Genomic DNA, 22,980 nt, shown 5'->3' with positions numbered 1-22,980 from the left:
ATTGCCTTCCGGGTTACGACTTTCGGATCTGGGTTACATCGTTATTAATGCCTCCTTTTGTGTCGAACATCTGGTTCTGTTTTTCAGGAAAGAAAGACAAGGCGCCTTTGGTGCCAACGTACATAGGAGTAGAGGTGGCGTTGTCCTCGGAGATAGAGCCGTGGTTGGTTGGCTTTTTGTATTTCAGGGTGTGCTCGATTTGCACTTGGTGGCTGTTCTTGATTTTTCCCACCTTGAGGGTGATTTGAACTTCGCCCTTGCGGTCATAATCCGTGACCGCAGAGGCAACATCGCTCAGGATATGGGCGAGTTTTTCCTCAAAGACGCCGCCATCAAGTTCTGAAATAAACCGGTTTACATTAGTAGCCATGGGATGCTCCAAGTATTTAAAAGAGGGCCCCATACAGGCAGCCCATACGGTTACAGCTGACTGAATGCGCCAGGGGCGCGGTGGAAATTCTTTAGCTCCTGTTCTTTGCTGCGGCTTCACCGGCCAGGGCAAAATAGGCAGCGCCGTCTTCATAGTCGTCTGGTACAAACACCCCACAGCTTGCACGGGATTGCTTCAGTAGCACCATAAACTGCCATCCCTGCTCTTCCGTGAGATCAAACCCGTAGAGGGCATTAAAAGCGGCAACGGTTTTGGCCATGGAGCGCTCGCCGTCTTCGCTATCTCGCTGCACGGCACGGTCGCGCATATGCTGAGCGGCTTTTTCCAGAAAGGCTGGGGCGCTGTAGATGGCGCTCACAGGAATCCCTCCTGGTTGCGTATGCGAGTGGTTTTAACGGTTGGGCGGCGCTGGAAGCGGGTACGCAGTTGTTCCTGGGCCTCAGGGCCAACGCCGCTAATGATTGAGGCGACCAGAGTGAACTGAATCAGGCCGTGTTTAATGGCTTTAGCGACGGCATCGGTACTGTTACGGGCGTGCAATTTAAAGAAGCATTCAGTCAACAGGTTGGCGACATTGGCGATAGAGCAGTGCATAGCGGCGGCGGTTTCAGCATTGCTAAGGCCGCGAGCGCGGTGTGTAAGGGCTTCAGCCTGGCGGGGGGCCAGCTTCCTGTACTTGCTGCTAGGAGTGGTTGAGCTGGTGCCGTGCATGGCAGTTCTCCAAAAGGGTCTAATCAACTCTACACACAGTGTTTATATAAGTAAACACTAAATGTTTAGTTAATTTTCAAAACCGGCGGCTATTTCTTTGAGAAACTTAACAAGGTGATGTTTGGCTGGGGAGGGCAACAGCTCTATCTGGTGCTGTAAAGAGCCTGGGCGAGGAGGGAGTGACAGCAAGGTATTGCCGTCTAGTGCGAGGACTAGAGCAATTTTCCTCAATAAAACAGGAGAAATGGTTTTAGCTTTCCCTTGCTCAATTCGTTGCAGCTGGGTCAGCGGAATATAAAGCTTAGTAGACAGCTCTTGTTGAGTCAGCCCGAGAAGTTCACGGTGTTGCTTAATTATCGAGCCAAGCTGGTGCATCGGAGAACTCGGCAAAATATAAGGAGTTTTGGCACTAAATCTTTCAAAAGTGTATAAATTTTACTCTTCCTTAACCTGGATTAAACCCGTATGGTGATGAGGTTCACGACATGAATGTTGTGTACTACACATGATGTGTTTTGGGAGGGCATGATGCTTATCGAGTTGCTGGACGAGGAACAAAAGATAATAAGTGCTGAAGCGAGAGATATTGCGCGAGCGAGTTTGATAGCAGTCATTCCAGAACAATGTCGGCACTGTATCAAACGGCCTTGCTCAGGAATATGGGCTAATGATGACAACTCTTGTTGGTATCAAGTAAATCTGGCTGAGTCTGGAAGGTAGACAATATGTATAGGGATGTACGTGAGTTTAGCGGGCAAGGGTTCGCACTATAAAATCCACTGATACAACCTGGGTTTTACCGCTGGCCATGGTTGCAGAATAAGCAAGCGCAATCGCCTGAGCTTTTCTGGCTGCGGGAATGCCTTCAAGCTTTTGAGCGTCTATTTCCCCTTCGACAGCAACAATACAGTCCTGCAGCACCTCTAAGTTCACACCATCGGATGCAGTGGCTGGGGTTTTTGTCGATTCCTCCAAAAGATCCAGTTTACCGCGGGGTAGGTCGAGCTGGTTCTCAATATCTCGGGCAATGCGGTCGCCTATAGGTTTGCTTGCCGCGCGTCCAATCAGATAGTAAAGCTGTTGCTCAGAGCGCTCTAATACTCTTGCAAACTCTGCTCGACTTTTATAGTTGGAGGCTATCCGGCGCAAATTTGCCCGTCGAATATCGTTAATGTCCATCTTTGTACAAATCTCTGGCTCTCCTCTAACTCTATCAAACCTTTAGCAGGCAAAAATTATCCCTGTATGTTTTGCCGTGCGCCAAGAAATCATTAAAAAATAAATAATATTTGCCATAAACTAAACATTGAATGTATAGTTTTGTCATGAGCATACATCACTACCTTCGTTCTCTGTCCTTGGTCGAGCGTGAAGCTTTAGCGGCTCAAGTGGGGACTACTGGCGCCTACCTAAACCGCATTGCGTATGGGAACGGCAAACAGCCACCTGGTCCCAAGCTGGCCCGTAAGTTGGCTGTAGTCCTCAAGGGAAAGCTAACTCTGGAAGAAATCCGCCCGGACATCTGGGGCGAAGGCCCCTTACCTGTCACCAATAGCAGTATGGAGGCAAGGCAAGACTTGGTTAATCAATAACCAACCATGGTCATTCATACAGGAGAGAGGGGTGGACAAGCAGGAGTTACAGAACGCGGTCGCGGAGTTCCACAAATCGGAGCAGGGACAGGCGCTGCTGGGTGAGCTGTTTTGGCAGCGCCTGAAATGTCTCAATGAAGTAGACCAGCGGCTTCAAGCATGTCAGCGGCTTTTTCCACTGAGGGTCGCAAAACATCAAGCGGTAGAGACTGAGCTTGTGGGAGGAGTTTATTAACAGCCTCCTCAAAACTATCCCCGGAGAAGATGAAATTTTTATTAGGGATGCCCAGCCCATCAGTGACACAGGCTGTGAACTTGGGAATGCTGGTAAGGCTGTCAGCTTGAATTACCTCGCGAACTTCTATGTGAACGGTTCCGGACGAGCCGCGTTGCAGCCTAAGACGATGAACTTTAAACAAAGTGTTTTTGCTAGACATTAAATCGAACATAACTAATTCCTTATTGTTATTGGTGTTGGAGGTTCCAGCATACCGGGGATGGCGACACCTGCCCAGTGGTGTGACAGCCGGGAGAGTTCGGCAGCTTTTTGATAGACAGATCTCGATCAATCGCGACCTCCACTCTAATACAGAGGATTCCCTCAGTTGACGGAGATCGTGGAAAAGGAGAGAAGAGATGAATAGTGCTAATCAATTGCCGGTTATTGCCGGCGTCGAAATTACCACTGATGCTGAAGGGCGCTTCAATCTGAATGCGCTACACAGAGCTAGTCAGTCGGGTGAACACAAGAGTCCGAGTCAGTGGCTAAGGCGGGATGAGGCGAAAGCCTTAATCGCGGAACTTGAATCCCAAAGTGTAAATTTACACTTTGGCCCAATCAATAAAATTCGGGGCGGCAATGCACCGGGCACCTTCGCCCATGAACTGCTGGCCGTGGAATATGCTGGCTGGATTAGTCCCGCTTTCCGTCTTCAGGTCAATCAAACCTTCATTGACTACCGCACAGGCAAACATGAACCAGCCCCTGGCGCAACAGGCGACCGCTGGATATTCGACCTTGCCGTGGACACCCTGCGCCCCGACGACACATCCAAGCTGTCCATGCTCAAGAAATTCGGTGAGAAGCGCGGCCAGGATATGCAGTTCCTGCCGGACTACTCCGAGAGCAAAGGGGTACACCACTCCCTGTCAGAGCTGCTCAGACGCCATGACTCAAGCCTGTCAGCCCGCAAAGCCAATCAGATTCTGGTGAACCTGGGCTATCTGGAAGTGCGATCCCGCAAATCCAAAACCAAGGGCACCAAGCAGTTCAAGTGCGTTACCGAGAAGGGCGCACGCTACGGCTGCAACTTGGTAAGTCCCAGCAACCCCAGTGAAACACAGGCCCATTGGTACGACATCCAGTTCAAGCAGTTGCTGGGCCAACTGGAATCGGCAGTCGCGTAATGAGTAATAAATAGGTGTGAGCATGAAAAAGGCGCCAATACGGAAGGGATCATTTCCCCGGTTGACAGGAATCGGAGAACGGTCCTATGCTTATCCCGCTCCCGCAAAATCGGGGGCCGGGATTGATACCCCGTATGTCGAAGGCGCCGGGAAGACGCCTCTAGCTGTATGCGTCTTTTTTTGTGCGCGAAACCTCCTTGTTATGGTGGGGTATTCGGGGGGCCTTCGGGCCCGCCGTTTCCTTCGAGCGGTAGTATCAACCCGTTTACCCCGCCACCATTTCGAGATTGATACCTCTACGGTGGCGGACAATCCGCAATCGAAGGAGGCTATCATGCCTAACCACGCCCCAGTTGTGCCCGCTGCTCGGGCAGATCAACTCGTTACCCAATCCCTTGACCTTGCCGGTATCAGCCTGGAATCCGTAGAAAAGTTGCGCGCGCTGTTCCGCACCATTGCCTACATCCCCGATAACAATCCCACCACACAGGAACTGGCCGCTCTGGGCGCTCAACTTGCGGACGAGTGGGCCAATAACATTGATTGCGAGCGTGAGGATCTGGAGCGACTCGCCGCCTCCACTCTAATGAATTGAGGTAATGAATTAATCAACTAGTCATTGCTGAGCCGCAGAAGCGGACGGAGGCGATAATGGAAGACTCCGATCTTTTTGTCCTGTATTGCGTGAATGAACGCGCACAACAAACGGGCCTTCCGCCTTGTGAGTTGGCGCGGGCTTTACTTCAAATCCCACCTGAACAAATCAAGGCGGCGGCGGATGCTGACCGCACCTATCGAAAGTCTGTTGCGTTAAATGGGGGTGAAAAATGATTAAGCGAGGGCCGCGTCCAGAATCGCATTACCTGGTGATTGCCAATGCAGTTGCCACGGATCGCCGGTTGTCATTTGGTGCAGCCGGCCTCTTGATTCATCTCCTGTCAAAACCGGACAACTGGTCCGTATCTGTGGCTGCGTTGTCGAGAGAGGCACAGGAGGGCAGAGATAAGATTTACGGGTTGCTTAATGAACTGATCAAACTGCGTTATGCCCGTCGCACCTCGGTACGTGATGACAACGGGAAAATGTTGGGTACGGATTATGAAATCTTTGATGCACCACTTCCTGAGAATCCGGAAGTGGATGGCGCGGATTATCCACTTCCTGAAAACCCGGATACGGTTTTTCCGGATACGGATTCGCCGTATACGGATTTTCCGACACTACAAAGTAAAGAATATACAAAGAAACCATCTAACAAAGTAACCAGTGTTAATGCTCAAAAGCGTGCACCTGAAAAACCTGGGGCGATTGATTCGGCGTTCGATCGATTCTGGTCAGCAGGGTTACCCAAGGTGGGCAAGCAAAAAGCCCATGCCGCCTTCTTGGCCAACCTGAAAAAATCCAAACGGGATGCGGAGTCGTTTGCTGAGTTGCTTGCCGAGGATATCGAACATCGCCTGCTGGCCAACCAATTCGGATTTGACAGGTTGCACCCGACCACCTACCTGAACCAACGCCGCTGGGAGGACGAACGACCAGAGATCATTCCGTTTGACCGGATTGTCGAGTCTTACCACCGCAGCTTGCCCAACAACGTGCCGGTGACAGCCCTGAGCGACCGAAGACGGGAGTTCCTGACCTACCTGTGGACGCAACGTGCTAACCGCGATCTGGATTGGTTTGATGAATTCTTCGCCTTCTGCGCCAGTCAGCAGTGGCTGAACGGTGTTCACTGGGCCGACCTGGAGTGGTTGACCGATCCGAATCACTACCCGCGCATCACCGAAAACGCAAAGGGGGCAGCGGCATGATGGCCAAGCGTCTGAACCGGGACGAGCAGAACACCTTGATCGCTGCAGAGCAGATGGTTCTTGGTGGACTCCTGATCAACCCCTCCGCCATCGAGGAGGTGTTCGAGATTGTAGGCCGATCAGATTTTATGACTCCGGCACACCGTACTATCGCTACAGCCATCAAATCCCTGGCAGAGAACTCCCAGCCAGTGGACGCGTTTACTGTGGGTGAGGAGCTGAACCGCACCAAAAAACTGGGGTCTGCTGGAGGCGTTGCTTACCTGGCTGAACTGTGTGAACAGACTCCTGGGGCATCGAATGTGCGGACCTACGCTCACATTGCTGCTGATCATGCCCATCGCCGTAAGTTGCTGGCTGCTTTCGATGATTTCAGCAAAGCCGTTTACACCGCGCCAATCCGGTCTGTGACGGAGATTATCGGCGAGTGCCAGTCCAGCCTGTCCGACCTGGAGCGTGCCCGAGATACCGGTACAGGCCCTCAAGATCTGGATGGGGCAGCCAGGGAGGTTCTGCAGGACTGGAACCGCCTGGAGACTGGCGAGCAGATCGAGCGGGTACACACCGGCTGGGATTGCATAGACCGCCGTTGGAAAGGGCTGCGTGGTGGTGAGTTGGTAATCCTTGCTGGGACCACTGGTACAGGAAAGACCGTATTTGCCATGCAGGTGGCTGCGCACAATGCCCTCAACGGTAACCGTGCCTTGGTTTTTTCTTTGGAAATGAGCCGCCGGGAACTTTACCGCCGGCTGGTGGGCATGGTTGGCCGCATCCCCATAGGGCTCGCCGACTCCGACAACTCCGATGACCGCAAAGGTTTTTACGCACAGCACAGTCAGGGTATGACTCACGCCGTAAGCCAACTCAAGGGCATCGACATGGGGGTGGACGACCAGGGTGCGCTGCATATCAACCAGATTGCCAGCCGTGCCCGCCGTGAGCATCGCAAGAGCCCGTTGTCACTGATCGTGGTGGATTACCTGCAACAGGTGCGTGGTGATGGATTGAGCCGGGAGCGGGAAGTGGCTGGTGTCTCTGCCGGGCTCAAGGCATTGGCGAAGGAGTTGGATATACCGGTGTTGGCACTGTGCCAGTTCAACCGCGAAGCAGCCAAAGGTGGCCGGCCCAATATGTCCCAGCTACGCGATTCCGGCTCTATTGAACAGGACGCCGATATCGTGGCGCTGCTGTACCGGGAAGATAAAGACAATTTCGATTCCCTAAACCCTGGACTGGTGGAAGTGATCACTGCCAAGCACCGCCGTGGTGAGCCGGGCATCGACAACCTTAAGGCCAAGCTCAACCAGTTCCGCATGGATGTATGGACGGCGGAGGTACTCCAGGCTGAGCCACCGAATAGATTCCGGCAATTCACTGGTTAATCAAGAAAGCGGAGGGGGGAATATGCGCACTCTGGAATTCACCTTGCCCCAGGCCACGCCATCCAATAACCAGTTGTTGCGGATGCACTGGAGGAAACGCAGGGGTGTGAAAAAGCAGTTGGCCATGGAAGTAGCGGCAGCCCTGGTGAGAAGTGGCCAGCGCCGGCCCAACGAGCCTCTGGCGCAGGTGTATATCGAGATTGAGCGCGGTTCTGCCGGTGAGCTGGACGATGACAACCTGCAGGGTGGCACAAAGCTGCTGATCGATGTGCTGGAGAAGCCCAGCCGGACCAATCCCCACGGCCTGGGCTTGATTGAGAACGACAACAACCAGTGCGTGGTTAAGCGCCGAGTCACCCAGGCACCAGCCAAGCGTGGACAGAGCTACACCCGGGTACTGATTGCGGAGGTGCTGGAATGAGCCAGGTTGAGCTTCTGAGAAGATTCCGGCAATTCGTTAGTTGATCGTGATAGGGGGAAAGATGGTCAATGAAATCAGCATTCGTGAGCGCTTGTGGGAGTGGTCCAGGGCCTACCCTGAACGTGCGGGGGACTCGGTGAACTGGCCCCGTATGGCAGCATTTGGTCGAAGGATGAAATCTGGGCATAGTGAGAGCCCGGTACCGATAGATTACGAGAGAGCAGCCCTTACGGATGCGGCAGTATTGGCTTACCTGAATGTGATAGCCAGGCGCCAGGACAAGGAGAAGGCTGCGCTGGAGAGGAGGGTTTTTTGGTTGAGGTATTACTACCGGTGGGAAATGCGAGAGACCTGCATAAGGGTGAAGCGATCCAAAGCCTGGGTGGAGAATATGTGTAACTTAATCGAGGGAACGGCAGAGGCACTTTATCTGGCGGATAATGCCGCATAACTGTATTTAAATACAAGCTGTATGTATTGACAGCCTAGGCGTGAAGATACTATATTCAGCTAAGCTGTCGCGAAGTATGTGCAGCGGGACCATACCCCCCTTTGAAAGCCCCGTCTGGTTAGTCCGGCGGGGCTTTTTTATGGCTGTAGTTTGGGTATGGGCTATTCGTAATGTAATTGGGATAAGGTGTTGATCAACGCCAAACCCGATGTATACTGTAATAAGATAAATGCCAGTAAGGCAAGATTTGGATAGAGGCAGGGCGTTTTTGTAGAGACTGCTAGATCTGCTTCCGGCCCACGCTCTTCGACCCATAGAAGGTGTAGTCACGGTCAATAAAGACCGGTTAAAGCCTTGTGACACACTTTTAACAAGCGCACATTGGTTGCCGTGTAGAGGGGTATTTGATAATTATGGAGTTGGTTAGGTATTTTTTTGATAATTTTTACACCAAAAATCAATTGCTCGATAAAGCTAATGTTGACGAAGGGAGGCTTCTGGAGCTTCAGAATCTGGAAGTAATGCCTAGAGCCTCGTATAGTCTTGAGATTAGTATTCAATGCGACTCCTTCTTTGGGGCATACGAGGCAAGTGAAAATTCAGAATTTTATTCTAAAGGTTATTTGTCTTGGGTAAATATTTTGCTCTCTTTGGAAAAAGTTGAGGATGCCAAGAAAATATTCAAAGACAGATACTGCCAACAACTGGAGTCTTTGAGAGAAGACGGAATTTATTCAAACAGCCCAAAATTAAACAGTGAGTTAGAGCTGACACTTGATAGTGAGTGGAAATATTTTCTTGATGGTACTTATGGCTTATGTACAAAAAATGGCCTTCCAGAGCAGATAGCCTCAAAAGAAATTGCTATACTCATCGCCAGTGATTTTTTAGACTGCGATTTAATTGAGGATCAGAGCAGAAAAAAGCTGATAAAAATAATAGATCTTCTCGACGACGTAAGTTCATATTTTGCGCCACATGAACGGGAAAGTAGCTCAAGACAAAAGTATATTAATGAGCTACGACTAAGGTACGACTTAACGAGTTAATCTGGTAAAGAGAGCCCCTAATCCGTGCCTTTACTCGGGAAGCAGTAATCAGAATAATGGTGATCACGGCGATCACTATATAGATGTTATCCACCATATAATTTTTGTGAAGAGCTATAGGAAATGATTAAGGTTGTATTAATAGTAGTTTTAGCTGCAAGTATTGTGGGTTTTGCGGTTAAAGTTTTGGCCCGCACAGGCAAGGACTCAGAGGTGCCGACTGTATGGGATAAGGTGATTGACGTGTCATCAAAAATATCTGTCAATCCAGATAAGGCTAAAGAATATATACTTCTTGGAAAAAATGATGATGATATTCGAGGTGAAGATTCAGTCTTTTATAATCAGGCGCGAAATGATTTTGGAAATAACTTTATACAGTGGATTCAAGAAGATATTGAAGACCAGATGATACCTTGTGCAGTGTTTAAAACGGTTATGGCAGGGCTTGGCTATATGGGCCACCTTGATTGGAAGAATATATACAATATCGAGGAGTTTATTTTTTCTTTAGATAAAGTGTTATCGAAATTATCTCTCAAAAAAATATCTCTGGAAGAAAAGCAAGAGATAACCACAGAAATACAGAAATCTAAAGATGATCAGAACTACATTGCTCATACTAATGTATCTAAACTAGAAGAAGCTGTTGAAGCTCGGGGGTACAAAATATTGTGGTTCGACGAGGATGGAGATTCCTACGCATTCTTTATAGTCAAGCCTGCCATATTTAGTTCCTTGCAATCAGTACAGCTTGATACACATCACAAGTTTAGACAGGTACAGTTTTAGTGTTTACGGTATAATAAGGTATTTCCCACAATTCCAGCGAAGATGTACAAAACTCTCTGCAAGCTGGATAGTTTCATGGGCCGATATTTTCATCATCTTTAAGTATTTAGATTAAAACCGAAGCATTCCCAAGCCCGCCCCGTGCGGGCTTTTTTGTATCTGGTAATCCCATGTTTGAAAACGCCTACTTCACGAAAGCGGAGCTGTCCTGCCGTTGTTGCGGGAAACTCCACTTCTCGGATGGCACGTTGCGCCGATTGATCAGGGTGAGGGGAAGGTTTGCCAAGCCGATGGTGATCACCTCCGGTTATCGCTGCCGGGACCACTGCGCCAGGATCGGTTCCACCATGACACACACTACCGGACAGGCTGTTGATGTATCAGTTACTGGTGGGCGTGCCTATGAGCTTCTGGGGATCGCTATAGAGGAAGGGTTCACTGGCATTGGCATAAAACAGAAGGGCTCACACAAGGGTCGATTCCTGCATCTGGATGATCTTGAGCCTATACCGGGTGAGCGTACCCGACCCACAGTTTGGAGCTACTGAGGCGGGCGTAGCTTGTTGTTATACGTTGGTTCCAATTAGTGGCGATCCTTCGTCTGACTTACATATCAGTCTGAACAGATAGGTGCAGATGAGGTTTTGCAGATTATGTGACCAAATGCGAATGGGGATTTTTTCTTTGTGGCTGTTATTTTGAAAGATGAGGAGGTTGTGCTAATAAAAAAATAAATACAAAGAATTACAAAGGAGTATGTCGTCACTATAGCAATAAAAGTTAATATCAGTCATGACATCCGTACCAATGAAGTTGTTGGTGGCTAAAAGGGTGCATGACTATAAGATAATTTATTAATTAAGTGCCATTGAAGCTAAAGCCACTGAAAATCGGCTCGATTTTTCCCATGGATAACGAAAAAACAAAAAAAGCAAAATCCAGGTTCGGTGGATGCTTGTTCATGGTTAAAAAAGTGTTTATTATCTTCAAGCTTAATTGTCGTGATTTGATAATAGCTTTAAAGAAAATAATGTTTTTAAGTATATGTCAAATCTATCAATATTCTATATCATTAACTAATAACAGGACGTTGTTATGCTTAAAGAGACTGTATCAAATATAACTATAATTATCGCTCTAATAGGTAGTAGTGGCGCATACTCTCAAGGAGAGGTTGAGAGCGACGAACATAAAGGATCCTTCAATCTTCAAAATGAAGAACAAGCACTGGCCGCTGATTTGGAGCTCATTGCTAGCGCAAGAAATTGGACTATTGATGAGGCCAGAGCAGATCATGATGCTGCTGTTGCCGTAGGCGCAATTTCTCAAAAGCTCGCAAAAGCTCGACCAGATATCTTTATCGGATCCGAGTTATCGGAAAACCCTGGTAAAACGCCCTCAATATATGTGAAAGGTCTAGCACCAGATGAAGTCTACCAGCTTGTGGCGGGATCCAAAATTGAGATTAATATTATCGATCAGCAGCCTTTTTCGTTTTTGGAGATAGAGCACCGTGCACTGCAAGTTCAAAGTAACTTAGCTGAGCTTGGCTATAAAGATTTTTCTACTTCATTTGATTTTCGAAGCGCTGGGAAAATTGATGTTTTGGTTGCATGGCAAAGTGATAAGCCCAACATTCCCAGCCAAGTCGTACAAGAGTTGCCCGTAACTCTCCAGGACTTTGTCAATGTGAAGATCAGCACTAGTCCTGTAGGTGTTACCGAGCTGTCTTTTGGGGGTATGAGAGTCCTTGATGACAACGCGTTTGAGTGTACGTCAGGTTGGTCAGTACAAAACAATGCGGGGAGAACCGGTGTCACTACGGCGGGGCACTGCAATGGTATAAATCAAATTGATCATCCCCCGTTTGCCTTACATCCACTTGTCCATCAAATTCAACACCGAGGTGCCTGGGGCGATATTGAGTGGAAAACATCTACTTATTCAGAGCCTGCGCGGTTTTATGCCGATCAATATGATAATGTTCGAAACGTCACCGCTCTTGAAGCTCGTGCAAATATCAGTATCGGTGAATCCATCTGTATGTTTGGCCGCGCGAAAAACCAGAGAAATTGCAGTCTAGACGTTAACGCAACGTCTGTAAACTGTACGTTTAACGGCATTTCAACGCGACGCCTGGTACGTATGAATGGCGATGTAACTATCAATGGTGACAGCGGCGGAGGCTGGTCTTTCGGTAACAGGGCATATGGCTCTCACGTTGGCGATTGTGGCGGCCGTAATGTATTTAGTGTTGCTGATCTTTTTGACGAGGCTATAGGTGTAACCGTTCGAGTACAATAACACTGATTGAAACTGCTATAAAAATCCGTTGTTTAAATCGTTTGGATTAGTTCTGACATAATAAAGCTATTATTATGTTGGAACTAATCCGGCTTTGAAATTTTATTCTATTGGTGTCTCTATCAGACACCCAACCACCCAAGCCGGCCACTGAGCCGGTTTTTTTACGCCTGGAGAGCGTGATTCCATGAATGAACAGGAAGCCGGAAGTGCGACAGTGGGTGTTATGGGGATATCGTCATCTGTGGCCTATAGGTGCGATTTGGTAGGGGGCACGGACAAATAGTGGCCTCTATGGCTGCTTCCCTGGCTTTCACGATTGTATCAGATTCGTGTAACTTACTGATTATAATGAAAATTTATGAGAATTGGCGTCGAATTGATTTTTGGGCAGTAATCAGGATAATACTGGTCATGGTGTTTAGTATATAAATGTTATAAATCGAATCAAAGTTATGAGAAAAAACCAAGATAATATTAACGCATCCTATGTTTGGTCTGGTATTTCTATAGGCTTGGCCTTGGGTGTTATAGCGGGTTTAGCGTTTGGTCTGTACGTGGAAAATATCGGCGTCGGAGTAGGCTGTGGTGTAGCTATAGGTGGCGGGCTTGGAACATCCGTAGGCACTATTTTGGGTATGGATAAAAGCAAGAGAAGCTAGCCCAGTGCAAAATTTATAACAAGACCGGGTAGTATACCCGGGGCCTGCAGCCCTCCGTGGGACGGCTTACCTTGTGCACGGGTCGCTATGCTCCCATTTTCGCGCAAAACGCGCACAAGGTCAGCTGCCCCTGCTGCGGGCGTTACAACTCAAAAAGGAATCGTGCATGAAATTTATTGTTTTGGCTTTATCACTGTTTATGTCATTGGCAGTTACTGCAAATCCGGTACCTGACTTTCCGTTCGTTATTGTCACGGAGAAACTTGAGCAGGAAGTAAAGCCCGATGTGGTAAAAGTACGCTTTAGTATATTGGCTTATGAACAATCCTCTAATAGAGCTATGGAGCAATTAACAAAATTTTCAGCGCTGATGCTGGAGGCTCTTAAAAAGCACGGGGTACTCATTTCAAGTTTAGAGTCAACCCAAATTGATAAAAGTACAAAGCGAGCTAGAAAAGACGGAGCTTACAATTTGGAAGTTTTGGGTTACGAGGTACAGCAAGGCTTCAATCTGAGATTAACGAACCTCGATAAATACGCCGGCCTTATGAATGAACTGATCCGGCTAGATGGTGTTCAAAATATAGATGCATTCTTTGAGACGTCTAAAGAGGAAGAGTACAAAGAGAAAATGATAACTGAGCTTAGTGCAAAAGCTCGGAAAAAGGCCGATACTCTTGCTCAAGCCCAATCTAGAAAGGTGAAAAGTGTATACGGTATAACTACGGAGGGAAACTTTGGTCAGGCGTACGCTATATTTTCCTTAGAGTACAACCCCCAAGAATATGCGCTGGCTATGGCCGCAGATTCTTACGGTATGGACTTGGTTATGGCGGTACCGGAATATATTAAAGTGGGCCAACGGATTACCGCAATATATGAACTTAACTAGCTTACGTGATAAAAGTTGTAACAAAGCCATCAATTTAACCGCCTTACGCTGCGCTTCAGCCGGCAAATTATGGCGGCGTTATGAGTCCGGGGAAATTACGTGCTAAAGCGATTTAGAAAGAAGAAAAAATTTAGCATTTATCTAGGTAGTCTGGCGGTAGCCCCACGGTCTGATTTTAAACGTTATCTTGATGAGTGGGCGGCCTTTGGTCATGAGGATTTAGATTCGGCTCTGCGAAAGCAGCTGATGGAAATATTTGAGCTCCCTTTGGCAAGCTCGTTAGATCAGCCAAAAGAGACTGATTTGGGCTTAGATATTGTAATTCCCAAGTTCCAATCGGGAGATATGTGGGACATATCTTTGGGGGATCTTGGTTTTCCTTTGGCTTGGCGCCCTAAGGTTGAAGTAGCAGCAAGAATATACAGATTAGACACAGGAAAAACACTCCATACAGCCAGTGTTACCGCCAAGCTAAGCTGGAGACAGTATTTTTCGAAGTTGTTTACGTGGAGGACATTCTTACGATTCAAGCCTATGTTTGATTCATCGGATTTGAACGTTTTGCTTCAAAGAGCTTGCCTAGGCCTGCTGGAAAAACTGAGGAAGGTGGCATGACTCATAACAAATAAGAATATGTTGCGCTTGCTGCAACATTTTCACCTGAATAAACAAACCGGCCCCTGAGCCGGTTTTTTTACGCCTGGAGAAAGCTACCTCCCCAGGTTCCACAATTTGAAGCTACTGAGGGGAGGGAGTATGGAGGGGCTGACAGACAGGGTTGGAGATACCCAGGGAGACAAAGTGACCCTACAGCCCACCCGCATCCCAAAGCTACTGAGGCTGGCCAAAGGCCGCGATTGCGTCCGCTGTGGCAATAACGAGGGCACCACAGTGGCCGCCCACTACCAGGGACCACGGAGCCACAGCTATGGCAAAGGCCGGGGGATCAAGCCCCACGATGCCATGGCTGCACATCTTTGTTATCGCTGCCACGCTGAGGCGGATAGCAGTGGACTGGGTAACTGTCCCGAGGACCACAGCGCCCGCTTCCTGTTGCTGATTATCACTACTCAAATGAATTTGCTTATAGAGGGTCGCGTCACCGCACGAGACTATGCCCAGGCCTTCCTGCTGAAGCTGTGCCGCAATACGGCGGAACTCATGGAGTGTGGAGAGCCTGAGCTTCACGACATCGCCTGTCGTCTGGCCGGGTGCTGGGACTCCGGCGAAATCGCTATCGCCTCCCAGGGGGCCATGGTGAGCAGCTTTGTGGGGGTGGGCTCATAGCCTGCAAAGTCAGCGGGCAGGGTCAGCTACTGTACCCGTCAGTGCAGCGTACACATATTCATGAGCTAATCTGGCGCAGGACATACCAATTTTTTAACTTTACGAAGAGGAATCATTTTATGAGTACATATCCTAGAACGTTTTCTCATATCGGTATATCGGTGCCTGACATTGAAGCAGCAGTTAAATTTTATAGTGATGTAATGGGTTGGTACCATATTATGGAACCAACAGTGATTACAGAAGAGTCTGACACGCCAATTGGGCAAATGTGCATCGATGTTTTTGGCCTTGGTTGGGGGTCGTTTAAAATTGCCCACATGTCTACGGGAGACAAAATCGGTGTTGAAATGTTTGAGTTCAAGAACAATGAATCACCGAAAGAGTTTGAGTACTGGAAAACAAGCACTTTTCACTTTTGTGTGCAAGATCCTGATATAGAGCGATTGGTTGCAAAAATTGTGGAGCACGGTGGTAAGCAACGGATGCCTATTCGCGAATACTATCCTGGAGAGAAGCCCTATAGAATGTGCTACGTTGAAGATCCCTTTGGTCTGATCTTCGAAGTGTATTCACACAGCTATGAATTGACTTATTCTCAGGGCGCGTATTAGAGCGTTTAACAAATAAGGATATGTTGCGATTGCTGAAATATTTGGCACCCAAATAGACAAACCGGCCACTGAGCCGGTTTTTTTACGCCTGGAGAAAGCTACTTCCCCAGGTTTCACAATCTGGAGCTACTGATGCTAGGTGCAACTTCTGCGATATCCGGTCTGATTGGTAAGGCGATCGACAAGGCGTTTCCTGACAAATCTGAGGCCAACAGGCTCAAAGCTGAAATTGACAGCCAATTGATAGCGATGGAACTTAAGGAGCTGGAATCGGCAACCAGTGTGATTACCGCAGAAGCTGGCGGAGAGAGCTGGCTTCAGCGTTGCTGGCGCCCTATTGCCATGCTGACCTTTGTCATCCTCGTGGTGGCGCATTGGCTGGGGTGGACCGCACCAAACCTCAGCGAGGAGCAAACACTGGCACTGCTGGAGATCGTAAAGATCGGCCTGGGTGGTTATGTGGTGGGCCGCAGTGCTGAAAAAGCCATCAAGACATGGAAACAGTCATGACCGTTCACGACCTGATGCGAGAGTTGGCTGAGAAGGCCGGCCACGCCACCACGGTAACCGCGGGTGCTATCGGTAGTGTTTACAGTCTGTTTATCCAAAATCCCATTGGCTTTATCTGTGCTTTGGTGGCCATCGCTTCCTTTGTGGTGAACTGGTACTACAGCCACCGGCGCTTGAAGTTGCAGGAAAAGCAGACGGAGAGGCGGTGATGCCAGCAAGGGCTAAGCGCTACTGTTCGCGCTGCAGGCAGGCGCACACAGGGAAATGTCCGCAGGCTCACAATGGCTGGGGAAGATGGCAAAAGAAAAAAGATTCAGATACCCATCGCGAGTGCGGTGGGTTAAAAATAAATATTGGGATATGATGCAACAGCCTGAGTTCAGGCTGATTATTTAAAGGGAAATTTATGATATTAAAATATAATCCATTAGCAGTGATTGCAACTAATTTTTTTTCAATTATTGCTCTGATGCTCTTTTTCACTGGGCAGGTAAGCGCTGAAATCCAGACTTGTAAGATATTGCGTACCTCCGATTCTCGGCCACCCATACGATGGAATTATCAAGAAAACCCTAAATACGACAAAAAAAATTCAACTTACAATTCGGAAAGCTGTAATGTGCCTGAAGGCAGTATAATTAAATCATTAAAAATAGGATATGGTTTTGAGAGAAACACGGAGGCATTACCAAACGGAATGCTGCAAGGGTGGTATGGTTTAGAAGTAAAAGGAACTTCTCCAGATTTACCTTCAAGTATTATTGGATTTTCGCGAGAGTCAGGTGTATTTGTAGGCTTCCCTAACGATCTAATAGGGATAGAAGAGAATTCTCATGTTGTCCCTGGGTTTGAAGGCATAGATCTGCATAATTTAAAGCTTGATATCTCTTCTAATTTGAGACGTATGAGTAATTTCAGTTGTAGCTTTGATGTGATTGGATGCCTAGGTTTCTTACATGCAACCTATACACTTTCCATTGATTACGAACTTGCTAACCCTATTATCCCATTGCCGCCTGCATGGGTTGTTGCAGTAGCATCAGGCAGCAGTATTACTGTTCGATGGGAAGATGTTGGTGATGTTGCCTATAAAATAGCCGTAAAATATAACAACGAAGATTGGACTGACTACAGCTATTCCCCATCACCAGAGACATCTTCTGTAATGTCGTGGGACAATCAGATTTCCGGCGATAGAATATATAGAATTATTGCGTGTAATAATGCAGGTTGTTCAGAACCTTCAATGATATCAAACAAAATAACAATTGAGGCAGAAGTATTTAAGCTGGAAACCCCCAGTACGCCTATTACAACTGTTTCTGGTTCTCATATTTATGTTGATTGGGGGGCAGTATCTGGTGCTGATAGATATGCAGTTTCAATTAAATTTAATAATCAGGATTGGACAGATTTTACATACTTCACAAGTGGCAGTACTCCACGGATGTCGTGGAATAACCTTGGTTCTGGCTCATATCAATATCGTGTCAAAGCTTGTAAGAATGGTATTTGTTATGATTCTTCTCAATCGTCAAATATAGTTCTTAACTAACCTCTGTTGGCTGGTAAAAGCAACGCTAGTAGAAGCGTTGCTTTTTGTTTTTGGAACAAGGAAAAAGTTGATGAAAGTCAGTGTCGCTCTGGATACCTCGCAGTTTGACCGTGCATCCAGAGTGTTACAGCGGCAGTTGCCCTATGCCGGTGCGCAGGCACTGAACAATGTGGCATTTCGAATTCGCGGGGAAGCACGCGCGGTGATGGGGCGGGTATTTGTGAACCCGACCCGCTTGACCTTGAACGCTGTACTGGTGGACAAGGCCACCAAGCATACCGGTGTTGCCAGAGTGTATATCCGTGATCAGGCCACCAAAGGCACCGCACCCAGTAAGTACCTTGCTCCCGCGGTATTCGGCACCAGTCGCAATGAGAAGCGCTTTGAGCGGGCGCTGCGCTATGCTGGTCTACTGCCTGCGGGTATGTATATTGTTCCGGGGGAAGGCGCCAAGCTCAATAAACACGGCAATATCACTGCGGGCACCTACAGCAAGATCCTGTCCCAGGTGCGGGCCAGTTCGGATTCCATGCAGAACGCCACCGGTAGCCGCCGCAGTAAAGCTAAGAGAGGGATCACCAAAGGTTACTTTGTCGGCAAGATTGAAGGCACCTGGGGCGTATGGCAACGGGTGGGGTATAAGCGCCGCCGTTCTGTGAGGCCCATTCTGATCTTTGTAAAGAAGAAACCCAATTACCGCAAGCGCTTTCCGTTTTTCAAGATCGCCGAGGGCATAGCGCAGCGGCATCTGTTACCCGAGCTGGGCAAGGCGATGGACCGGGCACTGGCCAATGCCCGCCAACGGTGATTCCAAAGTTTATTCAAGGTTGATCCTAACGTTGATCCCGGTGCCAACGGGTCCTCCTGAGAAACCGTGCGCACGGGGAATTCGGACCCTGCTTTTTTAACAGCAACCTGAAATTTCATAGGGGGTTATACCTTGGCTGAGTCTATCTGTCTTGATGATCAGGCAACCCAGTCGGGGTTTGCACGGCTGGTGGGCACCTCTCAGCCGGCCATTGCCAAGCATGTGCAGGCCGGTGTACTGCCGCAAGGCGCGACTTATGGCGTCTGGCTGCAAGCTTACTGTGAGCGGTTGCGTACTGAAGCCGCTGGTCGCCTGGCCAGTGATGCCCGCAACCGTCGCGACCTGGCCCAGGCCCTGGAGTCTGAGGCCAACGCACAGTTAAAAATGCGTGAGTTGTACCACCAGGATCAATTAATTGTCGATATTGAGTCTGTCCGCAAGGCGATGACCGAATGGGCCAGCGTCGGGAAGAATGAATTTCTGGGCGCGGTGGATAGCATTGTTATCGCCATCGAGAGTCAGTATGCCATTACCGTTGATCGTGAACCCCTACAGCCAAACATTGACGCTGCCCTCCGAGCTATTGGTGGTTACGAGGTCGAACCTGCAACGGTTGGTGAAGGAGATACGGAAAACCTGGATACCGCTGCCTAAAATCCCGCTGATTGATTGGCTGCCAGACAATATAAAGTTGCCGTCAGAAGACAGCGACAACGCCGGTTATTACCGGGTGGAGTATGTACCCTATTTCTGGGGCGTGATGCATGCCCTGGATAGCTCGGTGTCGTGGATGGTGGTGATGCAAAAGGCGGCGCAGATCGGCTGGACCGTGTTGCTGGCTGCGGATATCTGTAAATGTGCCGTTACGGATCCGGCCAGAATCCTGATGCTGTTCCCCAAGGATGAGAAGGGGCGGCTGTTTATGGATGAAAAGCTGGTGCTGATTATTGAGGGATCACCGGCAGTGAGCCGGGTGATTGATGTCACCACCAGTCGCAAAGGGGGCAGCCGGGTCACGCGCAAGAAATTCCCCGGCGGCGAAGTGCGCACGGTGGGCTCCAATTCTATTTCCAATGTGAAATCCACCACCGCCCGGCGCGGCTATGTGGAGGAGCCGGACGATACCAATAAGGATGTTGGCGATCAGGGCGATGCCATTCGCCATCTGCGCGAACGCTTAAAGCGCATGCGCAATAAAAAATTGATTATTGGCGGCACCCCCGCTGTTGCGGACTTATCCCAAATAGAGCATTACACCCGGCTTGGCACGATGCGTGTACTGCCGGTGACCTGTCACGAGTGTGGTGATGCTCATGTGCTGGATTGGGAGAATGTCAGCTGGCTTCAAAAAGAGGGAGGCACCCCGCACCCGGTATTCGGCCTGCACCAGCCGGAGACCGCAGTCTATACCTGCCCCCACTGTGGCAGTGCCTGGGACGATTACCGCCGCCAGGCAAACATCCTGCAGACCTGCAAAACCGCGCGGGAAAGTGGCGATGGGTTTGCGGGCTGGGTCAAGACCCAGTGCAGCGAAGGTTTCGAGCCGAATGACATGGAGCCCATAGAGACGTTCCACGAGTTATCGGAACTCTATGTCTGTATCCCCGGTACCGGTCTGGCAGAGGTTGTGCGGGATTATTTGGAAGCGGAGCATGAGGCCGAGAGTGGTGATGAATCGGCACGGATTGTTTTCCAGAACAATAAACTGGGCCGGCCTTATCAATACGCCGCCAACCAATTACTCGATCACGAAAAACTCTGCGAAGCCGCCGAGGATTACCCGGAACTCTCCTGTCCTGCAGGTGGCCTGCTGGTAACCGTCGGCATTGATGTTCAGCACGACCGCCTGGCCATCCTTATTCGTGTATTTGGTCGCAACGAAGAAAGCTGGCAACTGTACTGGGGCGAGATCGACGGTGATACCGCCGATAAGCGTGACGATTGCTGGGGTGCCCTGGACAAACTGGTATTCCAGAGTTTCAAGCACGAACGTTTCGGCGAGATTCGCGCGGCGGCGGTGAGTATTGATGCCTCTGATGGCAGCACCAGCAATGCGGTGTATCACTGGGTCAGAACACGCGATAAGAAATACCGCGGTGTGCTGGTAATGGCGATCAAGGGCGACAGCCATGATTTTGGCAGCAAGGAAATTTTTACCCAACCCCGACCGGTGGATTATAAAAACCCCAAGCGGCGCACCAAGGCGGACCGTCACGGGGTGCGTATTTATATCGTTGGCACCCACAAGGCCAAGGATCTGATCGCCAAACGGCTACTGGGTACCAGCGCCTATATGCACAGTTGCAAGCAGGTTCGGCAGGACTATTGGGCGCAGGTCACGGCGGAAGTGAAAGCGCCCAGTAAAAAGCACCGCGGCAAACTGGTATGGCAACCGCGCCCGGGCAAGCGCAACGAGGGCCTGGATACCGAGGTCTACGCCCTGCACGCCGCCCATGCTATGAATATGCACAAAAAAACGGAAGCGAAATGGTCGGCCATTGAAGCCCGCCTTGGCCAGCGCACCCTGTTTAGCGAACCGGAAATCAATCACTCATCCGAACAGCCCAAGCCCGCCGTGAAAAAAGCCCGGCGGCCAGCGCAGCCTGTTGGTTCCCTACTGGATAGTTAAATGTCTCAATCTGCTCAAGCTATGGTCGACCTGTATATTCAGGCCGAAATAGACGTGCTCGCCGGAAAAACCACCGTCATTAACGGGCGACAGTTTACTACAGAAAACCTGCAGGAGATCCGCGCCGGACGCCAGGAATGGGAGCGGCGTCTGCTGCAGGAACAGTCACAGGCTGCCGGCAAACGCCGCGGGCTCGCCTACGCGAACTTTTGCTAATGAATACCTTGGATTCTGTTATCGGGTTTTTCTCGCCCGAGGCCGGCCTGCGCCGGGTGCAGGCGCGACGGGCCCTGCGGATTGCCGCTGCCTATGAGGCCGCGAAGCCCAGTCGCCTGCGTAAAAACCCTATAGATAACCGCAGTGGGGATCTGGTTGTCGAGGGGGATGTGGAAACCCTGCGCGGCCAGGCCCGGCACCTGGAGCAAAACCATGATTTTGCTTTCGGCATTCTCACCACCCTGGTCAATAACGTGGTGGGCCCGCGGGGCATCGATGTGGAGTTCCAGCCCAAAACCTGGGATGGGGAAATCCACTATGACCTCGCCGCCCGGATGAACGGGCTGTATCGGGAGTGGGCGCAGCATCCGGAGTGTACCCGGCAGTTTAGCTGGGCCAAAACCCAGCGGCTGCTGTGCAATACCTGGTTGCGCGATGGTGAAACCCTGCTGCGTCATTTGCAGGGCAGTGTGCCGGGCTTGAAGCACCGGACAGCAATCCCCTACAGCATCGAATGCCTGGAGCCAGATTTTCTCCCGGTCGATTACAACGATCCCGGCAAACGCATTGTGCAGGGGGTGGAGAAATCGGCCTGGGGTGAGGCCAACGCCTACTGGCTTTGTGACGAGCATCCCGGCGCCTCGCTGAACTGGCGCATGAAACGCCGCCGTCACAATGCCGCGAATATTGAGCACCTGAAATTTGTGCGCCGCCTGCACCAGACCCGCGGAGTCTCCATCTTTGCCGCGGTAATGAACCGCCTCAACGATATTAAAGATTACGAAGAGAATGAGCGCGTCGCGGCCAAGATTGCCTCCGCCATGGTGGGCTTTATCCAGAAGGGCAGTCCCGATACCTATGACCATAACGAAGACTGGGATGAGAATGGTAATCGCACCCTCGATATCCGCGCCGGTGCCATTTACGACGATCTGCGACCCGGCGAATCCGTCGGCACGCTCCAGAGCAATCGCCCCAGCGGTCTGCTAACGCCATTTTTAGAAACCATGCAGCGCATGGCCGCCGCCGGCACCCAGGCCAGCTTCAGCAGTATCAGCAAAAACTACAACGGCACCTACAGTGCCCAACGCCAGGAATTGGTAGAGCAGTGGTCTGCCTACGAAACCCTGAGCCTGGAGTTCTGTGATGAAATTGTCGAGCCGGCCGTGCGTCGCTGGGTGCAGATGGGGTTGCTTGCCGATGCGCTGACGGTGCCCGCGGAGGTGGATCCCGCAAGTCTGTTGCATCTCGACTTTATTACCCCCGTGATGCCCTGGATTGATCCAGGCCGCGAAGCCAGTGCCGATGAAACCCTGTTGGAAAACGTGCTCGCCAGCCCCCAGCAGACCATTCGCCGCCGTGGCAAGAAACCGGAGGATGTGCTCAAGCAGACTGCAGCCTGGCAAAAAAAATTGGAAGACAACGGTATTACCACTCCGACCAAGCGCGCCGCCGTTCCTGCGCAACAAACCGAACCCGAATCTGAATAGGAGGCC

30 protein-coding genes are annotated in these 22,980 nt (G+C 50.0%); 24 read left to right on the top strand and 6 right to left on the bottom strand.

The genetic code is table 11. From position 1 onward, the window contains the following. Window positions 1-13: 13 nt before the first annotated feature. The 6 genes from ACL7TT_RS16360 to ACL7TT_RS16335 form a co-directional block, all read right to left on the bottom strand. Window positions 14-523, bottom strand: coding sequence for a hypothetical protein (locus ACL7TT_RS16360; RefSeq protein ID WP_413397005.1), 510 nt, complete (start codon window positions 521-523; stop codon window positions 14-16). Beyond that, complete coding sequence (locus tag ACL7TT_RS16355) at window positions 462-749, bottom strand: DUF6378 domain-containing protein (RefSeq protein WP_413397003.1); 288 nt, start codon at window positions 747-749, stop codon at window positions 462-464. Before ACL7TT_RS16355 ends, ACL7TT_RS16360 begins: the two co-directional genes overlap by 62 nt. Then, window positions 746-1,102, bottom strand: coding sequence for a response regulator transcription factor (locus ACL7TT_RS16350; protein ID WP_413397001.1), 357 nt, complete (start codon window positions 1,100-1,102; stop codon window positions 746-748). Before ACL7TT_RS16350 ends, ACL7TT_RS16355 begins: the two co-directional genes overlap by 4 nt. Before the next feature lie 69 nt (window positions 1,103-1,171). Continuing rightward, entirely contained in the window at window positions 1,172-1,477 is a 306-nt protein-coding gene (locus ACL7TT_RS16345; protein WP_306040241.1) for a helix-turn-helix domain-containing protein, read from the bottom strand. A 372-nt stretch (window positions 1,478-1,849) separates the two neighbouring features. After that, a complete protein-coding gene (locus tag ACL7TT_RS16340; protein WP_306040239.1) occupies window positions 1,850-2,281 on the bottom strand; it encodes a hypothetical protein in 432 nt (143 codons plus the stop codon). A 544-nt stretch (window positions 2,282-2,825) separates the two neighbouring features. Continuing rightward, the gene (locus ACL7TT_RS16335) at window positions 2,826-3,143 is read right to left on the bottom strand and encodes a hypothetical protein (protein WP_413396999.1); all 318 of its coding nucleotides are present in this window, start codon (window positions 3,141-3,143) and stop codon (window positions 2,826-2,828) included. Window positions 3,144-3,330: 187 nt separating this feature from the next. Here ACL7TT_RS16335 and ACL7TT_RS16330 point away from each other — a divergent pair, with 187 nt between their 5' ends. From ACL7TT_RS16330 to ACL7TT_RS16215, 24 genes are all read left to right on the top strand, one after another. After that, a complete protein-coding gene (locus ACL7TT_RS16330; RefSeq protein WP_413396997.1) occupies window positions 3,331-4,101 on the top strand; it encodes a KilA-N domain-containing protein in 771 nt (256 codons plus the stop codon). A gap of 334 nt (window positions 4,102-4,435) precedes the next feature. Beyond that, window positions 4,436-4,696 carry a hypothetical protein gene (locus ACL7TT_RS16325; protein WP_413396995.1) on the top strand — a complete coding sequence of 87 codons (261 nt, stop codon included), beginning with the start codon at window positions 4,436-4,438 and terminating at the stop codon, window positions 4,694-4,696. 56 nt (window positions 4,697-4,752) lie between these two features. Continuing rightward, window positions 4,753-4,932 carry a hypothetical protein gene (locus ACL7TT_RS16320; RefSeq protein ID WP_413396992.1) on the top strand — a complete coding sequence of 60 codons (180 nt, stop codon included), beginning with the start codon at window positions 4,753-4,755 and terminating at the stop codon, window positions 4,930-4,932. 35 nt (window positions 4,933-4,967) lie between these two features. Beyond that, window positions 4,968-5,912, top strand: a complete 945-nt coding sequence (locus ACL7TT_RS16315) for a hypothetical protein (protein ID WP_413396991.1) — start codon at window positions 4,968-4,970, stop codon at window positions 5,910-5,912. Continuing rightward, the gene (locus ACL7TT_RS16310; RefSeq protein WP_413396989.1) at window positions 5,909-7,294 is read left to right on the top strand and encodes a replicative DNA helicase; all 1,386 of its coding nucleotides are present in this window, start codon (window positions 5,909-5,911) and stop codon (window positions 7,292-7,294) included. Before ACL7TT_RS16315 ends, ACL7TT_RS16310 begins: the two co-directional genes overlap by 4 nt. A 22-nt stretch (window positions 7,295-7,316) precedes the next feature. Continuing rightward, a complete protein-coding gene (locus ACL7TT_RS16305; protein ID WP_413396987.1) occupies window positions 7,317-7,715 on the top strand; it encodes a hypothetical protein in 399 nt (132 codons plus the stop codon). A gap of 61 nt (window positions 7,716-7,776) precedes the next feature. Continuing rightward, the gene (locus ACL7TT_RS16300) at window positions 7,777-8,166 is read left to right on the top strand and encodes a hypothetical protein (RefSeq protein WP_413396986.1); all 390 of its coding nucleotides are present in this window, start codon (window positions 7,777-7,779) and stop codon (window positions 8,164-8,166) included. Window positions 8,167-8,579: 413 nt separating this feature from the next. Further along, complete coding sequence (locus ACL7TT_RS16295; RefSeq protein ID WP_299946666.1) at window positions 8,580-9,215, top strand: DUF6058 family natural product biosynthesis protein; 636 nt, start codon at window positions 8,580-8,582, stop codon at window positions 9,213-9,215. Window positions 9,216-9,338: 123 nt separating this feature from the next. Next, a complete protein-coding gene (locus ACL7TT_RS16290) occupies window positions 9,339-10,007 on the top strand; it encodes a DUF6630 family protein (RefSeq protein ID WP_413396984.1) in 669 nt (222 codons plus the stop codon). 170 nt (window positions 10,008-10,177) lie between these two features. Further along, window positions 10,178-10,555, top strand: a complete 378-nt coding sequence (locus tag ACL7TT_RS16285) for a D-Ala-D-Ala carboxypeptidase family metallohydrolase (protein ID WP_413396982.1) — start codon at window positions 10,178-10,180, stop codon at window positions 10,553-10,555. 547 nt (window positions 10,556-11,102) lie between these two features. Continuing rightward, entirely contained in the window at window positions 11,103-12,311 is a 1,209-nt protein-coding gene (locus ACL7TT_RS16280) for a chymotrypsin family serine protease (RefSeq protein WP_413396980.1), read from the top strand. A gap of 455 nt (window positions 12,312-12,766) precedes the next feature. After that, a complete protein-coding gene (locus ACL7TT_RS16275; RefSeq protein ID WP_413396979.1) occupies window positions 12,767-12,973 on the top strand; it encodes a hypothetical protein in 207 nt (68 codons plus the stop codon). Between the two features lie 166 nt (window positions 12,974-13,139). Further along, entirely contained in the window at window positions 13,140-13,865 is a 726-nt protein-coding gene (locus tag ACL7TT_RS16270; protein ID WP_413396977.1) for an SIMPL domain-containing protein, read from the top strand. Between the two features lie 99 nt (window positions 13,866-13,964). Continuing rightward, the gene (locus tag ACL7TT_RS16265; protein WP_413396975.1) at window positions 13,965-14,480 is read left to right on the top strand and encodes a hypothetical protein; all 516 of its coding nucleotides are present in this window, start codon (window positions 13,965-13,967) and stop codon (window positions 14,478-14,480) included. A gap of 141 nt (window positions 14,481-14,621) precedes the next feature. Then, entirely contained in the window at window positions 14,622-15,152 is a 531-nt protein-coding gene (locus ACL7TT_RS16260; RefSeq protein ID WP_413396973.1) for a hypothetical protein, read from the top strand. 119 nt (window positions 15,153-15,271) lie between these two features. Further along, complete coding sequence (locus tag ACL7TT_RS16255; RefSeq protein ID WP_299946948.1) at window positions 15,272-15,766, top strand: lactoylglutathione lyase family protein; 495 nt, start codon at window positions 15,272-15,274, stop codon at window positions 15,764-15,766. A 132-nt stretch (window positions 15,767-15,898) separates the two neighbouring features. Continuing rightward, window positions 15,899-16,276, top strand: coding sequence for a 3TM-type holin (locus ACL7TT_RS16250; RefSeq protein ID WP_413396971.1), 378 nt, complete (start codon window positions 15,899-15,901; stop codon window positions 16,274-16,276). Beyond that, entirely contained in the window at window positions 16,273-16,485 is a 213-nt protein-coding gene (locus ACL7TT_RS16245; RefSeq protein WP_413396969.1) for a phage holin family protein, read from the top strand. The genes ACL7TT_RS16250 and ACL7TT_RS16245 overlap by 4 nt, the downstream gene beginning before the upstream one ends. Before the next feature lie 197 nt (window positions 16,486-16,682). Then, a complete protein-coding gene (locus ACL7TT_RS16240) occupies window positions 16,683-17,831 on the top strand; it encodes a hypothetical protein (RefSeq protein ID WP_413396967.1) in 1,149 nt (382 codons plus the stop codon). A 70-nt stretch (window positions 17,832-17,901) separates the two neighbouring features. Continuing rightward, window positions 17,902-18,639: a hypothetical protein gene (locus tag ACL7TT_RS16235; RefSeq protein ID WP_413396965.1), complete on the top strand. Its 738-nt coding sequence runs from the start codon at window positions 17,902-17,904 to the stop codon at window positions 18,637-18,639. Between the two features lie 132 nt (window positions 18,640-18,771). After that, complete coding sequence (locus tag ACL7TT_RS16230) at window positions 18,772-19,293, top strand: hypothetical protein (protein WP_413396963.1); 522 nt, start codon at window positions 18,772-18,774, stop codon at window positions 19,291-19,293. After that, complete coding sequence (locus ACL7TT_RS16225; RefSeq protein ID WP_413396961.1) at window positions 19,256-21,268, top strand: terminase gpA endonuclease subunit; 2,013 nt, start codon at window positions 19,256-19,258, stop codon at window positions 21,266-21,268. The genes ACL7TT_RS16230 and ACL7TT_RS16225 overlap by 38 nt, the downstream gene beginning before the upstream one ends. Beyond that, on the top strand, window positions 21,269-21,484 hold the full coding sequence (locus ACL7TT_RS16220; protein WP_413396959.1) for a primosomal replication protein PriB/PriC domain protein: 216 nt from the start codon (window positions 21,269-21,271) through the stop codon (window positions 21,482-21,484). Beyond that, window positions 21,484-22,974, top strand: coding sequence for a phage portal protein (locus tag ACL7TT_RS16215; protein WP_413396957.1), 1,491 nt, complete (start codon window positions 21,484-21,486; stop codon window positions 22,972-22,974). Before ACL7TT_RS16220 ends, ACL7TT_RS16215 begins: the two co-directional genes overlap by 1 nt. Window positions 22,975-22,980 lie beyond the last annotated feature (6 nt).

The sequence above is a fragment of the Microbulbifer jejuensis genome, assembly GCF_047289955.1.
Lineage (GTDB): Bacteria > Pseudomonadota > Gammaproteobacteria > Pseudomonadales > Cellvibrionaceae > Microbulbifer.
The sequence above is the reverse complement of the archived record's forward strand: the minus strand, read 5'-3'. Positions and strand labels throughout refer to the sequence as shown.

Excerpts from the sequence above, each read along its gene's own strand:
- ACL7TT_RS16360 (WP_413397005.1), bottom strand. The coding sequence starts at position 523 with ATGAAGACGGCGCTGCCTATTTTGCCCTGGCCGGTGAAGCCGCAGCAA.
- ACL7TT_RS16260 (WP_413396973.1), top strand. The coding sequence starts at position 14,622 with ATGGAGGGGCTGACAGACAGGGTTGGAGATACCCAGGGAGACAAAGTG.
- ACL7TT_RS16345 (WP_306040241.1), bottom strand. The coding sequence starts at position 1,477 with ATGCACCAGCTTGGCTCGATAATTAAGCAACACCGTGAACTTCTCGGG.
- ACL7TT_RS16340 (WP_306040239.1), bottom strand. The coding sequence starts at position 2,281 with ATGGACATTAACGATATTCGACGGGCAAATTTGCGCCGGATAGCCTCC.
- ACL7TT_RS16290 (WP_413396984.1), top strand. The coding sequence starts at position 9,339 with ATGATTAAGGTTGTATTAATAGTAGTTTTAGCTGCAAGTATTGTGGGT.
- ACL7TT_RS16215 (WP_413396957.1), top strand. The coding sequence starts at position 21,484 with ATGAATACCTTGGATTCTGTTATCGGGTTTTTCTCGCCCGAGGCCGGC.
- ACL7TT_RS16350 (WP_413397001.1), bottom strand. The coding sequence starts at position 1,102 with ATGCACGGCACCAGCTCAACCACTCCTAGCAGCAAGTACAGGAAGCTG.
- ACL7TT_RS16240 (WP_413396967.1), top strand. The coding sequence starts at position 16,683 with ATGATATTAAAATATAATCCATTAGCAGTGATTGCAACTAATTTTTTT.
- ACL7TT_RS16335 (WP_413396999.1), bottom strand. The coding sequence starts at position 3,143 with ATGTTCGATTTAATGTCTAGCAAAAACACTTTGTTTAAAGTTCATCGT.
- ACL7TT_RS16300 (WP_413396986.1), top strand. The coding sequence starts at position 7,777 with ATGGTCAATGAAATCAGCATTCGTGAGCGCTTGTGGGAGTGGTCCAGG.
- ACL7TT_RS16295 (WP_299946666.1), top strand. The coding sequence starts at position 8,580 with ATGGAGTTGGTTAGGTATTTTTTTGATAATTTTTACACCAAAAATCAA.
- ACL7TT_RS16330 (WP_413396997.1), top strand. The coding sequence starts at position 3,331 with ATGAATAGTGCTAATCAATTGCCGGTTATTGCCGGCGTCGAAATTACC.
- ACL7TT_RS16320 (WP_413396992.1), top strand. The coding sequence starts at position 4,753 with ATGGAAGACTCCGATCTTTTTGTCCTGTATTGCGTGAATGAACGCGCA.
- ACL7TT_RS16245 (WP_413396969.1), top strand. The coding sequence starts at position 16,273 with ATGACCGTTCACGACCTGATGCGAGAGTTGGCTGAGAAGGCCGGCCAC.
- ACL7TT_RS16235 (WP_413396965.1), top strand. The coding sequence starts at position 17,902 with ATGAAAGTCAGTGTCGCTCTGGATACCTCGCAGTTTGACCGTGCATCC.
- ACL7TT_RS16310 (WP_413396989.1), top strand. The coding sequence starts at position 5,909 with ATGATGGCCAAGCGTCTGAACCGGGACGAGCAGAACACCTTGATCGCT.
- ACL7TT_RS16220 (WP_413396959.1), top strand. The coding sequence starts at position 21,269 with ATGTCTCAATCTGCTCAAGCTATGGTCGACCTGTATATTCAGGCCGAA.
- ACL7TT_RS16305 (WP_413396987.1), top strand. The coding sequence starts at position 7,317 with ATGCGCACTCTGGAATTCACCTTGCCCCAGGCCACGCCATCCAATAAC.
- ACL7TT_RS16325 (WP_413396995.1), top strand. The coding sequence starts at position 4,436 with ATGCCTAACCACGCCCCAGTTGTGCCCGCTGCTCGGGCAGATCAACTC.
- ACL7TT_RS16255 (WP_299946948.1), top strand. The coding sequence starts at position 15,272 with ATGAGTACATATCCTAGAACGTTTTCTCATATCGGTATATCGGTGCCT.
- ACL7TT_RS16250 (WP_413396971.1), top strand. The coding sequence starts at position 15,899 with ATGCTAGGTGCAACTTCTGCGATATCCGGTCTGATTGGTAAGGCGATC.
- ACL7TT_RS16275 (WP_413396979.1), top strand. The coding sequence starts at position 12,767 with ATGAGAAAAAACCAAGATAATATTAACGCATCCTATGTTTGGTCTGGT.
- ACL7TT_RS16270 (WP_413396977.1), top strand. The coding sequence starts at position 13,140 with ATGAAATTTATTGTTTTGGCTTTATCACTGTTTATGTCATTGGCAGTT.
- ACL7TT_RS16285 (WP_413396982.1), top strand. The coding sequence starts at position 10,178 with ATGTTTGAAAACGCCTACTTCACGAAAGCGGAGCTGTCCTGCCGTTGT.
- ACL7TT_RS16280 (WP_413396980.1), top strand. The coding sequence starts at position 11,103 with ATGCTTAAAGAGACTGTATCAAATATAACTATAATTATCGCTCTAATA.